This window comes from Bacillus salacetis (genome assembly GCF_049177075.1).
In the GTDB taxonomy this organism is placed as follows: Bacteria; Bacillota; Bacilli; order Bacillales; family Bacillaceae_B; genus Rossellomorea; species Rossellomorea salacetis_A.
The window spans coordinates 1963967-1977044 of sequence record NZ_CP185377.1; the positions used below are offsets into that span (position 1 = coordinate 1963967).

Sequence of the window (13078 nt, forward strand, 5' to 3'; positions counted from 1 at the left end):
GTGCTCCATAGAATGAAGCACTTTTTTACCTACAGCTGGTCCATATTCTTTGCAAATTCCGTTGACACCTTCGCAAACTCTTCATCATCTTCAATCCCGGTCAGGTCCCCTTCGGAATCTACTTTCAAAAAGAAGATATCCATGTCGTCCTGTGACTGTTCTTTTACATCATCAGTGAATGCTACAGCCGCATAATCAGTTCCTTCCAATGTCAGGGTAGCAAGGACCTCTATATCCTGTTCCTGGTCATCCTCATCAATCAGCGTAAATATTTCTCCTACTTTAACACTTTCCATTTAGCATTCTCCTTTCTTATCAGCCTTTTTCAGGTTCCTCAGCACCGTGGTGTTCGGCAACATATGTACGGATCAGTTCTTCTTCCTCATCTTCTAATTCAAAGTCAAAGTATTTTTCAGTAGACCTTTCCATGAGGTAGTATTGTGCGACACGGGCGCCATTCTCATCAACGGCATAGATCACTTTAATCAAAAGCCCATTTTCTGTATATAACTCATCATCCTCCGGGACTTCAACATCCAAAAGGTATTCATAACGCTCACCAGTCAGGATGCCGGTTGGATCCTCAAGTTTTTCGACCGTATGTCCGGTAATATTCATAAATGATGCATTCCTTTCAATACTTCTATCATTAATTTTGGTAAATCTTCCGCAATTATACACTTATTCGACAAACATTGCTTAAAATTTTATGATGGATAAGGAGTGTGTATAAACTTACAAAAATCTGTCATATTCTGCGGTTTCCCGGGAAACATCGGAAATAAACGCAGATTAAAAAAGGAGGAGAGTTTCCTTTGAATCACCAATCGTCCGAAAAAGAAATAATCCAAAAATATCAGCAAGATGAAAAAATGATGATATTGGCCTTTGCCCAATGGTGCATCAATCATGAAATTGACCCAGTTGACGTTTATTCAAATGCCTATCCACAACAGGGAGAGAACCCTCTATTAAAAGAAGCATTGGAATCAACAGTACCTAAAGAAGAGTCGGAGGACATCCCCCTTCCTTCTTTGTTTGCAGTATTGGAAATGTACGGCAATGAAGAACTGGCTTTCGCTCTCTCGGAAATGATAAGAAAATAGTATTATTAGTCTTGAAGGTCTGGTATTCTATCAACTGGAACTGCCAGTCCTTCCGGTTCTTTGCCGCTTCCAATTCCCGGGATTGTCATCGCATATACCACTCCCACTACCTTGCCGTCTCCGTCTATGACCGGGCTGCCGCTATTTCCCTTTTCGATCGGTGCAGAAAGGTACAGCCTCTCTCCTGTTTTAGTGATGTTTCCTTCCATCACAATTTGATTGTACGCAAGCGGATTACCGATTACATAAATGGAATCACCGCCAACCCAATTTTGTTCTTCCTGAATCTCCAGATAAGGAAGCTCATCTCCTTCAACCTCAAGAAGGGCTATATCCAATTCCGGATAGTCTTCAACAAGTTCCGCCTGCAAAATTTCACCATTGGGAAACACCACGGTTATGGGTACCATGTTTTCAATGACATGATGGTTTGTGACGATGGTACCGTCCTCGGAAATGTTAAAGCCTGTTCCTTTGGTCCCGCTGCCCTCAATTGTTACGACAGCTTTTTTATAGTCCCTTATATTTTCAACCTTGGAAAGTTCGTTTGATTTTGGCAGAAAGGAGAATGAGGGCATATTGAAAACCCGCACCCAGACTGCCAGAACACTGATGACCAAGCTCAGTGCTATAACAAGGGTAATCATTTTGGCAAGCAGAGATCGAGCTTTGCTTTTGGCAGGCTTGTCCTCCCCTTCTTCATCAAACAAAAAGTCCTCCAGATCAGGTTCATCCTTAAAGAGTTCCTTTTCATCCTCTTCATCTGTAATTTGAGAGTTGTTTTGGTTCTCCATACTTTCCTCCAGTCATTTTATCCTCTTCTCAGTGTAACTTAATCTCAATTTCATTACTATTAAATACCTCTCGCTTTGCTTTTAATGGAATATTTGTTCCACTTTAAAAATATTAGTAGGTACTAGAAGGAACTAATAATTTAAGGAGGTATTCCAATGGGAAGATTGATTTCATTCTTCAATAAAATCATGCAGCGTTATCTGCCTGACCCCTTCTTATTTGTAGTGATTTTGACATTCATCGTTCTGGTTTTAGGACTCATTTTTACGGACAGTTCAGTCATGAACATGGTCCAATATTGGGGAGATGGATTCTGGAGTTTACTGGCGTTTTCGATGCAGATGGTCCTTGTCCTTGTGACGGGATATGTGTTGGCAAGCAGCCCGGTGTTTAAGAAAGGGCTTGGGGCACTGGCATCGACTGCCAAGTCACCTGCTCATGCAATCATCATTGTTACTGTTGTTTCGATCATTGCCAGTTGGATAAACTGGGGCTTCGGACTTGTCATTGGGGCATTATTTGCTAAGGAATTGGCTAAAAAGGTTAAAAACGTTGATTACAGGCTATTAATTGCAAGCGCATACAGCGGATTCATTGTATGGCATGGGGGTTTTTCAGGTTCGATTCCTTTGACGATTGCAACTGAAGGACATTTTTCTCAAGATTTGATAGGAATCATCCCTACGAGTGAAACGATATTTGCGGTGTTTAATGTGACGATTGTCTTGGCACTATTTATCATCCTTCCGATATTGAACAGACTGATGATGCCTTCTAAAAGTGAAACGGTCACTGTCGACTCTGCCGTCCTTGAGGAAGAGGCAAAGCCTGAACTCTCTCAATCAAAAACGGATACACCTGCTGACAGGCTGGAAAACAGCTATATAGTCTCTGTATTGACAGCAGTCATGGGAATTGCTTTCCTGGTATATTATTTTGTAAATAACGGTTTTGCACTCAACCTTAATATCGTTAACTTCCTGTTTCTATTTCTGGGTATTCTTTTTCATGGTACACCTAGGCGCTTTCTTGAAGCGGTCCTTAACGCTGTTAAAGGAGCAAGCGGAATCATCATTCAGTTCCCTTTCTATGCAGGAATTATGGGAATGATGACAGCATCCGGACTGGCGGCTGTCATGTCGGAAGGATTTGTAAACATTTCCAATGAATTCACCTTTCCGTTTTTTACCTTCATAAGTGCTGGGATAGTCAATTTCTTTGTCCCTTCTGGAGGAGGACAATGGGCAGTACAGGCTCCGGTTATGCTGGATGCAGCCAATGCACTTGGTGTTTCAACAGCGAAAACGGCAATGGCAGTGGCATGGGGAGATGCTTGGACCAATCTTATTCAGCCATTCTGGGCATTGCCAGCGCTTGCAATCGCTGGTCTGAAAGCGAAGGATATTATGGGATTCTGTACTATTACACTATTGGTCAGCGGAATTTTCATTTCATTGGGATTGCTCTTCATATGATCAAAAACACCAAGCGATCAACGTTCCGTGACCGCTTGGTGTTTTATTCTGTATGGTTTTTCTGTAACATTTCAATGATTTCGGCTCCTTTTTCAGCTCCGTTGTCATTGACATACTGATGAAGAATGACGATGTTATCCACAGTATAAAAGTTCATCTTCAATGCCATATCCCCTGTAGACATTAAATCTTCAAACTCCCCCTTTGCTTTTTCCACCTCATCATTATTTTCAAACTGGTAGAAACAATAGATATCTTTTATGACTTGATAGGTAGAGGGTAATTCACCGTTCAGTTCTATGGGGGCCGGATTGGAAATCGATTTAATCCGGTGTCCCTTCTCTTTCATTTCGTTTGTAAGAGTTTCCGGAGTCAATGCAGACGCCGAACTGCAGGCAGTAATCAGCATGACCAGTATTAGAGGGAATAACTTATTCTTCATTAGGTGCCTCCTCTCAAGTTTGTATAAATTATTCGATGTTTGTAAAAATATTCCTCTAATTATTTTCTACTTCTGGGATTAGGAATCTGGTATCTTGTGAAGAAATGTCCATTCACCACGGCGACACCGGCAATGATGATCAATCCACCGGTTATACTCATCAGCATCGCTTTTTCATGAAGAATGATGATTGCAGCTAGAAAAGTAACGATCGGTTCAAGGTAAATGAGGACTCCGGCTTGAGAGGCTTGCAGCACCTCTAAAGATTTAGCCCAAAACCAATAGCCTGTCCCTGACACAAAGACCCCAAGGAAAATAAGATGCCCCCATTCAACTGCAGTTAAACCGGGCAAGCTCTCCCATCCCTGGTTTCTAAGGATAAAAGGAGTGCTGACGAGGAAACCAATAAAAGTTATATAAAAGGTTAAGACAGTCGGAGGTAAAGGCACCTTTAAGCTTTTTAAAAGGACAGTATAGCCAGCCCAGTTCAGTGTGCTCAAAAGCATCAGAAAGAAACCAATGTTCATCCCTATTTCCAAACGGTTTTGCGATCCTGCCGTCGTCACCATGATAACCCCGGTAATGGCGGCAATGATTCCCAGTGCTTTTTTTATATTCATTTTCTCGTGAAGAAAAATCATAGATAGAAAGACAGTGAAAACCGGTGTAACCGAGATTAACCATCCTGCTGAAGAGGCATCAATAAAGACCAGTGAAGTGGTTTGAAGCAGCTGGTGAACAAATGTTCCGAGAATTGCAAGGATGAATATATGAGGAAAATACCTAATTGGAAAACGCATTTTTTCCCCGGTCAGTAACACGATAATGAGCAAAAATACCGCCCCGATCCCAAACCGGAAGACAATCAGGGTGAATGGGTCAAGCTTGTCCAGCACTATTTTGGCCGAAACAAACGATACTCCCCAAAAGAAGATCGCCATTGCCGCATATAAAGAAGCTGCCATCTTGGCATTAATTAAGCTCATCACTCTCTATTCCTTCCATAACCAGACTATATTCCAATATATGCTTGTCTCTGTTAACCATTCCAAAATGACAGATTTTATCAGAATGACAGGCCGGATGGATCAAAATTGAGGGTCTGTGATGAATGACCAAGCATATCCCTTTCTTACACATATTCTGTATATAGAAGGGGGTGAGCATTATGTATTACTACTTGCTTTTGTTTCTAGCGGCAATTGGTGCAGGACTTGCTATTTTGTTTGTACTATCGACTTTTCCTGCAGCTGCTGCACTTCTTGGCGGACTAGTCGTTTTCTTAAGAGGGCTTGCAGTTATCGTCGTGATTGTCTTTGCGTTAATCATCATATTCCTGGCGATCAAAGCCCTGTTTAACAAAAAACACTGCTAACCCTTTTGAGGCTGCCTGAAAAGCAGCCTCTTTCTTTTTGAGCAAATCCTTTCATATAGTAGAATGAATGGGGAAGGAGTGATCGTATGGAAAAGAAACTCGACCATATAGGCATAGCTGTGAGGGACTTGGATAACAGCATACATATTTACACGAATGTGCTTGGAGGAGTATTGCTGGACCGATACCGCAGTGAAGCGGTTGGGGTTGAAAGCGAAATAGCTGTCATTGATTTGAATGGCGACCGGCTTGAATTGCTTTCCCCCACAAACAATACTACTTCCCCCATCGCCCGTTTCATCAGGCAGAAAGGAAAAGGCGTTCATCATGTAGCCTATCAGGTAGATGATCTGGATGAAGCCCTTCTTGAACTGGAGAAGCAGGGTATCAGGACATTGGAAGACACTTTGCGGATCAATAAACATGGACGCCGCCTCATCTATCTGAACCCTGCTGATACAGAAGGAACAATAATAGAATATTGTGATTATCCCAATGAAAAATGATCTGTGACGACACAGATCATTTTTTAAAATCAATCTCTATATAGACCGGACAGTGGTCACTGCCAAGGGTATCGGTGTGCATGCCAGCGTCATTCAACGAGTCTTTTAATCTATCGGAAACGATAAAATAATCGATTCTCCACCCGATATTTCTCTCCCTGACTTTACTCATATAGGACCACCAAGTGTAGGATTGGTCTTTTTCAGGATACAGATGCCTGAAACTGTCAACAAAGCCTTCACCGAGAAGAAGGCTCATTTTCTCTCTTTCTTCTGTGGTAAAACCAGAGTTTCCATGATTAGATTTAGGGTTCCGAAGGTCAATTTCATTATGTGCAACATTCAAATCCCCGCAATAAATGACCGGTTTAACAGCATCCAGTTCTTTAATATACGCTCTTACCTTTTCCTCCCATTGCAGCCTGTCCTCAAGGCGGGAAAGGTCTCTTTTGGAATTCGGAGTATAGACATTCAATAGGAAGAATTCTTCAAATTCCAATGTGATGGAACGTCCTTCCGGCTCGCTTTCTTCCTCACCGATTCCATAAGAAACGGATAGCGGTTTTTGCTTCGTGAATACTGCAGTACCTGAGTATCCTTTTCTTTCAGCATAGTTCCAAAATTGATGATAGTTTTCCAGCTCCAGTGAGATCTGGCCCTCTTGAAGCTTAGATTCCTGTATACAAAAGATATCGGCATCGGCATCGTTGAAGAAATCCAGAAACCCTTTTTTGACGCATGCCCTTATCCCATTCACATTCCAAGATACTAATTTCATTTTCTATCTCTCCTGTAGATTTGTTAAAGTACCATTCTAGCAGAAAAAGAGAGTTTATTCATTTATTTTCCCAGTGGGAATGCAGAAGAGAAGAAAAAACATAACCCGCTGTTAAAGGTTATGTTTTTGTATCCGACCGTTATTTCCTTTTTCCTCTGGCTGCAGATGAGTTTCGGCCTCTCCTGCCGCCTGCTCTGCCTGAAGAGTCTTTCCCTCCCCGGCCCTTTTCGCTTTTTTTATCCGCAAATTTGTGGAGAGATCCCCGTTTGACTTCTTTGGATTCCAACATATTTGAATTCGAGCGCTTTCCTCGTTTAGCAGAGGCTGGTTTATCATTCCGACTACTTCGGGAAGCTGGTCCATCGGCTGTTTTCTTTCCCTTGGTATTTCTGGAACGATCTTCTGTTTTTGCTTTGGTGTTTCTATTCTCATTCGTTTTCTTCTTCGAGGCTGTTTTTTTAGCGCCAGATGGTTTTGCCTTAGGGGTAGGGTCTATCGTATTGCCGATATTCTGTTTTGGCAGACGAATATTTAATTCTTTCTCTATTTGCGCCAATTGATCCTTTTGGGCAGGTGAATAAAAGGTAACAGCGAGTCCTTTTTCACCTGCTCTTCCAGTTCTGCCGATCCGGTGGACATAACTGTCGGCGTCTTCAGGTACATCGTAATTGAATACGTGAGTGACCCCTTCTACATCAAGCCCCCTCGCTGCTACGTCGGTAGCAATCAGCAGCTGGAATTCGGAATCCCTGAAGCGTTTCATGACTTTCTCGCGCTTCGCCTGCGATAAATCACCATGCAGCTCATCACAGGTAAAACCATAAGAGACAAGAGCCTCATAGAGCTTGGTCACCCTTCGTTTGGTCCTGCAGAAGATGACTGCCAGATAAGGCTGGTATTCTTTTATCAATTCGACAAGTGTTGCTTGTTTTGCCCTGTCGTTAACAAAGACAGCAAGTTGTTCGACACTCTTGGCTGGTCCCTGCTTGCGCTCAACACTGATATATTGAGGGGTTTTCATATGCTTCTTGGCCAGGATCTTAATCTCGTCCGGCATCGTTGCAGAAAATAGAAGCGTTTGCCTTGATTTTGGTGTTTCCCTGATGATCATTTCAACTTCTTTTAAGAAACCAATATGCAGCATCTGGTCAGCTTCATCCAAAACAAGGGTATTCAGTTCTGATAAATCGATGGTTCCCCTGCCGATATGGTCAAGGATTCTTCCCGGTGTTCCCACCACTATGCCTACATTTTTTCTAAGTTTGTTCAGCTGCTTTTCAACATCTTGTCCTCCATACACCGGCAAAACGCTGATGCCCTCGATATGACGGATGAGTTTACGCACCTCTTCGGTAATCTGAAGTGCAAGTTCTCTTGTCGGTGTAACAATCAGCGCCTGGATATTCTTCTTGTCAAAATCAAATTTCTCAATGATCGGCAGAATAAACGCCAGTGTTTTTCCTGTCCCGGTCTGCGCCTGGGCAATGACATCCAAATGCTCCATTACAACTGGTATCGCTTTTTCTTGGATCGGGGTTGGTGTTGTTACATTATTTTTTTGCAGTCTGTCGACAACAGACTCGGAAATTCCAAGTGTGCTAAAATTATTCAAATTTATGTCCCTACTTTCGTTTTAAAAGAAAATCATAGATAGTGGTCGGTCACTTAATATTTTCTCTTTTGAATGGCTTTTTGTTTTTCCATCAAGCCATGCGATTTTTCGATGATATCTGTTAGTACGTCGCCTTTATATATTCTACCGAGTTTAGTGTTTTCTTGATAATAGTCCACTATTTCATCAAGCATCTTAGCTGTTTCTTTACTTATACGGACGTTCAGCTGAATTCTGCTTTGATCACTCACAGTTTATTAGACTTCCTTTCATGACTGGGTTCTAGCGGTTGTTATCAAACTGCTAGCACCTTGATAACAACTACATAGTGAATGATAGCATGAGGGGTTGTCGATTACAAACATAATTTGTCGGAGTTTCTCGCGGCTTGCCGGATTTTCAATTAAATCTTTCATAGTTTTTGAAGTGAAACAGAAAAAATTCCTTTTGTTCCAAAATAAAAAACCTCACTTGAAGAGGTTTTAAATCAATCATGACAAAAAGGATTTCTCCATTCCATGAGTGCAGCATAATTCCTGGATTCTTCATCTTCTAAATAGTCAGGTATTACACCGACCGGCAAACGTCCACATCGGAGCAGGAAAGAAATGACGTTGTCGAAAATTTCTCCGTTCACTACTGCGTCAAGATATTGGGAGGCCGTCATTTTATCAGCAACTTTTCCATACCCAGGCATCCTGCCGCCGCCTAAAAGCATTTCTATTTTCAATTGAATAACGACTTCGTACATGGATTGCATTAGCGCTTTTCCAAGCCCGAGTCCTCTGTATTCCGGTGATACACCTATATCCACTATGTATAGGGCATTTCCTTTTGGAGCATGAGTTTTGATATACCCTTCATCGGTCACTTCTGCCCAGGAGTGCTCGATATTCTTGCGATTGAAATTCATCCTCATCCCCGTTATCGATCCAGCAATCTCTCCCTCTATTTCTACGCAGAGTGCGCCCTCGGGAAAAAGGGTGATATGGTTGGTAAGCTGTTCTTCATTCCACCATAAATCAGAAGGAAAAGGCGGTGGGAAGCTCTCCTGCTGGACTCTTATCAAACCTGGGAAATCTGATTTGGTATAGTTTCTTATGACAGCTTCAACTGGTTTGTCCTTTTTGAAAAGAAATACCTTTTTTCGATACAATTATATTCCTCCTGTTTTGAATAATTGTCCCTCAACTGCGTGTCCAAATTCTTCAGGATGAGACTCCTTATACCGGTCGTCGAATCTTTCCAGAAGTATCAGTGTGATGAGGGAAACCATCACACATAAACCGACAAAGGCAACAATCATGGCAGCGCAATAGAAGAGGATTTTTTTGAGACCCAACTCTTTTAACCTGTTCCAGTCTACATGTATTAGAATAATCAGCACATCCTTTTATTCTGATTTTTCTAATATTTTAACAAATCTATCGTTTTCCGTTAATAGATAAGCTTCATTTATACAAATAAAAAAACGGCAGAGCGCCGTTTTTTTAAAAAAGTGATCAGTCGTCTCCGTTGAGGAAGTCCCCAAGTCCGCCTAACAAGCTTCCTTCACCTCTAGACTGTCCTCCTCCTTGAGGAGCGCTGGCAAAGACCCTGTCCGCAAGTCGGCTGAATGGCAGTGATTGAATCCATACAGTTCCCGGTCCCTGCACAGTTGCAAAAAACATTCCTTCCCCGCCAAAGAATGCTGATTTAATTTTTCCGACATATTCGATGTTGTAATCAACTTCTTTTGTCATGGCGACAAGACAACCCGTATCGACCCGAAGTTTTTCCCCTGGCTTCAGTTCTTTACGGTGTATCGTCCCGCCTGCATGAAGGAATGCGAGTCCGTCGCCTTCCAGCTTCTGCATAATAAATCCTTCCCCGCCAAAAAAGCCGGTACCAAGTTTTCTTTGAAAATCAATTCCCACTGAAACGCCTTTAGCTGCACATAGGAAAGAATCTTTTTGACAAATCACCTTTCCGCCCATTTCACTTAAATCGACAGAAATGATCTTTCCTGGATAAGGGGCTGCAAAAGAAACATGTTTTTTCCCTGTCCCCTGGTTGGTAAACACGGTCATGAATAAGCTTTCCCCTGTTAACACACGCTTCCCGGCACCGACGAGTTTTCCGAAAAAGCCTGATTTTCCGCTTGAAGAACCATCTCCAAAGATCGTTTCCATCCCAATGCCGTCTTCCATCATCATCATGGCACCGGCTTCGGCAATCACGCTTTCGCTCGGGTCCAATTCGATTTCAACGAACTGCATATCATCCCCGTATAACTGGTATTCAATTTCATGAGAGTTCATTATGTATCCTCCTTATTACTTACTCTTCCTCATTTTATTTATTCTGCTGGGAGTAAGTAAATTCCTTTTGATTTTTAAATTAAATTCCTGCTTAGCAATAGCAATAGAAATTTTTGGCGTAATGAACATTTTAAAGTGGGGGAAATTAAAGATTGAGCGGACTATTTGCTCAATCCTTCATCGGGAGTGATTTGACCATGGCAAGAAACAAACTTATTGTTCCTGGATCAGAAAGCGTACTGAACCAGATGAAAGAGGAAATCGCCAATGAGTTTGGAGTAACACTTGGAGCAGATACAACCGCACGTGCCAATGGTTCAGTCGGCGGGGAAATGACCAAACGTCTAGTAGCCCTTGCCGAGAAGACATTGGCTGAAGGACAGAACCAATAACATAGGCCCCTCTTCATCAGAAGAGGGGCTTTTTCAGTCTACTTGTTTGGACTGCCGGGCATGTTTTTTCCGTAGAAAATTTCATCCATTTCGAGTTTAAGCTTATCCGAGATCTCTTTTGCTTCATCTTGCTTCAGTTTTTCCTTGGAATAGCCGAATAGATAATTATTCAGGTCAAATTCCTTTAGCTTGCATTTCGTATGAAAAATATTTTGCGGATAGACGTTTACATCAATCATGTCGTAATCCTCTTTTATTTCTTCAGGGATATAGTTCTGAATGGAGTTGATATCATGATCAATGAATAGCTTGCGACCGCTTATATCCCTTGTGAAGCCTCTGACTCTGTAATCCATTGTCATGACATCGGTCTCAAATGAATGGATCAGATAATTCAACGCTTTCAAAGGAGATATTTCACCGCATGTCGAAACATCTATATCAGCACGGAATGTACTGATCCCTTCATGGGGGTGATATTCCGGATACGTATGAACCGTTATATGGCTCTTATCCAGCTGCATTGTAACGGCTGAAGGCAGCGGTCCGGGTGATTCATCGAAGTGCTCGTTCGGAACTTCAACAATCGGGCCTTCGGAAACAAGGATCGTAACAGACGCTCCTTGTGGGACATAGTCCTGTTTTGCTATATTGAGAACATGCGCACCGATGATATCCGATACATTTGAAAGGATCTTGGTGAGCCTGTCTGCATTATACTGCTCATCTATATATTCAATATAAGCTTCACGCTCTTCCCTTGTCTTTGTATAGCATATATCGTACATGTTGAAGCTTAATGACTTAGTCAGATTGTTGAACTCGTGAAGCTGTATTCTTTCTTCGTGTGACATTTTCATGATACCTTTCCCCCTATGTAAAATTGTGCAGAAACTCTTCGTTTCAACTCGTTGATATTTTTTATGATACCCTGTCATTCACAGAATAAAACGGTATTCTTATTAGAAAGGGAAATCGTTAGCAGAAAGTTCCAGTACTAAAAGATGGGAGCTGGTGTGTTTCAGAGTTTTTGAGCATGCCGAAATCGGGTAGAATGGTAAGTAAGATTGGAGCGTGGACTATGAAACGGTTATTATTACTGGTATTGATAATACTGGTCGCCTATAATACTAAACCTTATTGGGAAGACCAAGTGAATACTTCCCTGCTTAATGATACAATTGCGAAACTGGATGCCTTCAAGGAAAAACCTGAAGTACAGGATGCGCTTACCAATCTGAATGACCGGATCAGTTCCTTGATTTTTGGATTGGAAGATTCCCTTGAAGAAGTGAAAGAAGATGTACAAGAACCTGGCGGGGATGCAGATGCAGAAGTTGTAGAAGTGAACAAACCCCAACTTACTAAGCCGGAAGATCAAGTGTTTTCCATTCACAACCTCGAAATTGGGGATACAAAGGAACTGGTTGAACAAACAGTTGGGACGCCTGCCCGTACTTCTTTTAATGAATACGGGGTGAAATGGTATACATATCACCAGAATTATCAAAACTTCCTCATGGTGGCTTTTGATGATAATGATCAAGTGAGTGCGCTTTATACAAACCAGGATCTCATTTCTTCGGACTCAGGTATCGGATTGAATAGTTCTAAGGATGAAATGCATCAGGTCCTTGGTGAACCTATTTCAAAAATTAGAAAAGGTCTTGTCTACTACCAACTACAAAATGATGGCGAGTATGAAATTTACCAGCGTGATGACAGTTATATCACTGTTTTTTACGATAAACATGAAAGTAATACTGTCACAGCCCTGCAAATAATTGATGAAGACCTGGAAAATGACAAAAAGGAAATATACGCCGGGGCAAGCGAAGACCTGAAAGAAGGCTTTGAATATCAGCTGTTTGACCTCACTAATTCCACCAGGGTCAACCATGGTTTATCCGTATTGTCATGGGATGAGCATGTCAGAAGCACAGCGCGGGGTCACAGTCTCGATATGGCTGATAATAACTACTTCAACCATACGAACCTTGATGGCCAGTCCCCTTTCGACAGAATGCAGGAAGACGATATCACCTTTACGGTGGCAGGAGAGAATCTTGCCTATGGTCAATTCAGTTCGATATTTGCCCATGAAGGCCTGATGAACTCTGAAGGACACAGGAAGAACATCCTGAAAGAAGAGTATGAGTTCCTGGGGGTTGGTGTTGCGTTTAACCAGGAATCACAACCTTATTATACGGAGAACTTTTATCGTGATTAACATGAGCCGTACCTGTGAGGGTGCGGTTTTTTTGTCGTGTTTGCATTATGTCATGATAAATCAAAAC

At 41.9% G+C, this 13078-nt stretch carries 18 protein-coding genes; 6 read left to right on the forward strand and 12 right to left on the reverse strand.

Annotated elements, in window-relative coordinates:
* Window positions 1-29 precede the first annotated feature (29 nt).
* Together ACOJQI_RS09950 and ACOJQI_RS09955 are read right to left on the reverse strand one after the other, a co-directional pair.
* Window positions 30-296: a DUF1292 domain-containing protein gene (locus ACOJQI_RS09950; RefSeq protein ID WP_421385065.1), complete on the reverse strand. Its 267-nt coding sequence runs from the start codon at window positions 294-296 to the stop codon at window positions 30-32.
* A 19-nt stretch (window positions 297-315) separates the two neighbouring features.
* The gene (locus tag ACOJQI_RS09955) at window positions 316-618 is read right to left on the reverse strand and encodes a DUF6509 family protein (protein WP_421385066.1); all 303 of its coding nucleotides are present in this window, start codon (window positions 616-618) and stop codon (window positions 316-318) included.
* A gap of 197 nt (window positions 619-815) precedes the next feature.
* Between ACOJQI_RS09955 and ACOJQI_RS09960 the strand changes: the two genes are divergently transcribed.
* Complete coding sequence (locus ACOJQI_RS09960) at window positions 816-1106, forward strand: hypothetical protein (RefSeq protein ID WP_421385067.1); 291 nt, start codon at window positions 816-818, stop codon at window positions 1104-1106.
* Between the two features lie 5 nt (window positions 1107-1111).
* On the opposite strand, the gene ACOJQI_RS09965 is transcribed toward ACOJQI_RS09960, so the two are convergent.
* Window positions 1112-1900 (reverse strand): S1 family peptidase, encoded by a 789-nt coding sequence (locus ACOJQI_RS09965; RefSeq protein WP_421385068.1) that lies wholly within the window; start codon window positions 1898-1900, stop codon window positions 1112-1114.
* 156 nt (window positions 1901-2056) lie between these two features.
* Here ACOJQI_RS09965 and ACOJQI_RS09970 point away from each other — a divergent pair, with 156 nt between their 5' ends.
* Window positions 2057-3376 (forward strand): short-chain fatty acid transporter, encoded by a 1320-nt coding sequence (locus ACOJQI_RS09970; protein ID WP_421385069.1) that lies wholly within the window; start codon window positions 2057-2059, stop codon window positions 3374-3376.
* A gap of 43 nt (window positions 3377-3419) precedes the next feature.
* On the opposite strand, the gene ACOJQI_RS09975 is transcribed toward ACOJQI_RS09970, so the two are convergent.
* A complete protein-coding gene (locus tag ACOJQI_RS09975) occupies window positions 3420-3818 on the reverse strand; it encodes a hypothetical protein (protein ID WP_421385070.1) in 399 nt (132 codons plus the stop codon).
* 59 nt (window positions 3819-3877) lie between these two features.
* Window positions 3878-4804, reverse strand: a complete 927-nt coding sequence (locus ACOJQI_RS09980) for a DMT family transporter (RefSeq protein ID WP_421385445.1) — start codon at window positions 4802-4804, stop codon at window positions 3878-3880.
* A 182-nt stretch (window positions 4805-4986) separates the two neighbouring features.
* Here ACOJQI_RS09980 and ACOJQI_RS09985 point away from each other — a divergent pair, with 182 nt between their 5' ends.
* Together ACOJQI_RS09985 and ACOJQI_RS09990 are read left to right on the forward strand one after the other, a co-directional pair.
* Complete coding sequence (locus ACOJQI_RS09985) at window positions 4987-5193, forward strand: hypothetical protein (RefSeq protein WP_421385071.1); 207 nt, start codon at window positions 4987-4989, stop codon at window positions 5191-5193.
* A gap of 86 nt (window positions 5194-5279) precedes the next feature.
* Window positions 5280-5699 (forward strand): VOC family protein, encoded by a 420-nt coding sequence (locus tag ACOJQI_RS09990; protein WP_421385072.1) that lies wholly within the window; start codon window positions 5280-5282, stop codon window positions 5697-5699.
* Between the two features lie 16 nt (window positions 5700-5715).
* On the opposite strand, the gene ACOJQI_RS09995 is transcribed toward ACOJQI_RS09990, so the two are convergent.
* The 6 genes from ACOJQI_RS09995 to ACOJQI_RS10020 form a co-directional block, all read right to left on the reverse strand.
* Entirely contained in the window at window positions 5716-6477 is a 762-nt protein-coding gene (locus tag ACOJQI_RS09995) for an exodeoxyribonuclease III (protein WP_421385073.1), read from the reverse strand.
* 139 nt (window positions 6478-6616) lie between these two features.
* A complete protein-coding gene (locus tag ACOJQI_RS10000; RefSeq protein ID WP_421385074.1) occupies window positions 6617-8089 on the reverse strand; it encodes a DEAD/DEAH box helicase in 1473 nt (490 codons plus the stop codon).
* A 53-nt stretch (window positions 8090-8142) separates the two neighbouring features.
* Window positions 8143-8340 carry a hypothetical protein gene (locus ACOJQI_RS10005; protein ID WP_421385075.1) on the reverse strand — a complete coding sequence of 66 codons (198 nt, stop codon included), beginning with the start codon at window positions 8338-8340 and terminating at the stop codon, window positions 8143-8145.
* Between the two features lie 236 nt (window positions 8341-8576).
* Window positions 8577-9245 carry a GNAT family N-acetyltransferase gene (locus ACOJQI_RS10010; RefSeq protein ID WP_421385076.1) on the reverse strand — a complete coding sequence of 223 codons (669 nt, stop codon included), beginning with the start codon at window positions 9243-9245 and terminating at the stop codon, window positions 8577-8579.
* Window positions 9246-9476 (reverse strand): hypothetical protein, encoded by a 231-nt coding sequence (locus ACOJQI_RS10015; RefSeq protein WP_421385077.1) that lies wholly within the window; start codon window positions 9474-9476, stop codon window positions 9246-9248. It lies immediately after the preceding gene.
* A gap of 115 nt (window positions 9477-9591) precedes the next feature.
* The gene (locus ACOJQI_RS10020; protein ID WP_421385078.1) at window positions 9592-10389 is read right to left on the reverse strand and encodes a TIGR00266 family protein; all 798 of its coding nucleotides are present in this window, start codon (window positions 10387-10389) and stop codon (window positions 9592-9594) included.
* A gap of 197 nt (window positions 10390-10586) precedes the next feature.
* Between ACOJQI_RS10020 and ACOJQI_RS10025 the strand changes: the two genes are divergently transcribed.
* Window positions 10587-10781 (forward strand): small, acid-soluble spore protein, alpha/beta type, encoded by a 195-nt coding sequence (locus ACOJQI_RS10025; protein WP_421385446.1) that lies wholly within the window; start codon window positions 10587-10589, stop codon window positions 10779-10781.
* A 38-nt stretch (window positions 10782-10819) separates the two neighbouring features.
* On the opposite strand, the gene speD is transcribed toward ACOJQI_RS10025, so the two are convergent.
* Window positions 10820-11641 carry an adenosylmethionine decarboxylase gene (speD, locus tag ACOJQI_RS10030; RefSeq protein WP_421385079.1) on the reverse strand — a complete coding sequence of 274 codons (822 nt, stop codon included), beginning with the start codon at window positions 11639-11641 and terminating at the stop codon, window positions 10820-10822.
* Between the two features lie 221 nt (window positions 11642-11862).
* Here speD and ACOJQI_RS10035 point away from each other — a divergent pair, with 221 nt between their 5' ends.
* Window positions 11863-13011 (forward strand): CAP domain-containing protein, encoded by a 1149-nt coding sequence (locus ACOJQI_RS10035; RefSeq protein WP_421385080.1) that lies wholly within the window; start codon window positions 11863-11865, stop codon window positions 13009-13011.
* Window positions 13012-13078 lie beyond the last annotated feature (67 nt).

What these genes read in the sequence shown, in the direction of transcription:
- ACOJQI_RS09970 (WP_421385069.1), top strand. Translation starts at nt 2,057, where the DNA reads ATGGGAAGATTGATTTCATTCTTCAATAAAATCATGCAGCGTTATCTG.
- ACOJQI_RS09995 (WP_421385073.1), bottom strand. Translation starts at nt 6,477, where the DNA reads ATGAAATTAGTATCTTGGAATGTGAATGGGATAAGGGCATGCGTCAAA.
- ACOJQI_RS10020 (WP_421385078.1), bottom strand. Translation starts at nt 10,389, where the DNA reads ATGAACTCTCATGAAATTGAATACCAGTTATACGGGGATGATATGCAG.
- ACOJQI_RS09975 (WP_421385070.1), bottom strand. Translation starts at nt 3,818, where the DNA reads ATGAAGAATAAGTTATTCCCTCTAATACTGGTCATGCTGATTACTGCC.
- ACOJQI_RS10035 (WP_421385080.1), top strand. Translation starts at nt 11,863, where the DNA reads ATGAAACGGTTATTATTACTGGTATTGATAATACTGGTCGCCTATAAT.
- ACOJQI_RS09985 (WP_421385071.1), top strand. Translation starts at nt 4,987, where the DNA reads ATGTATTACTACTTGCTTTTGTTTCTAGCGGCAATTGGTGCAGGACTT.
- ACOJQI_RS09950 (WP_421385065.1), bottom strand. Translation starts at nt 296, where the DNA reads ATGGAAAGTGTTAAAGTAGGAGAAATATTTACGCTGATTGATGAGGAT.
- ACOJQI_RS09965 (WP_421385068.1), bottom strand. Translation starts at nt 1,900, where the DNA reads ATGGAGAACCAAAACAACTCTCAAATTACAGATGAAGAGGATGAAAAG.
- ACOJQI_RS09990 (WP_421385072.1), top strand. Translation starts at nt 5,280, where the DNA reads ATGGAAAAGAAACTCGACCATATAGGCATAGCTGTGAGGGACTTGGAT.
- ACOJQI_RS10025 (WP_421385446.1), top strand. Translation starts at nt 10,587, where the DNA reads ATGGCAAGAAACAAACTTATTGTTCCTGGATCAGAAAGCGTACTGAAC.
- ACOJQI_RS09980 (WP_421385445.1), bottom strand. Translation starts at nt 4,804, where the DNA reads ATGAGCTTAATTAATGCCAAGATGGCAGCTTCTTTATATGCGGCAATG.
- speD (WP_421385079.1), bottom strand. Translation starts at nt 11,641, where the DNA reads ATGAAAATGTCACACGAAGAAAGAATACAGCTTCACGAGTTCAACAAT.
- ACOJQI_RS09955 (WP_421385066.1), bottom strand. Translation starts at nt 618, where the DNA reads ATGAATATTACCGGACATACGGTCGAAAAACTTGAGGATCCAACCGGC.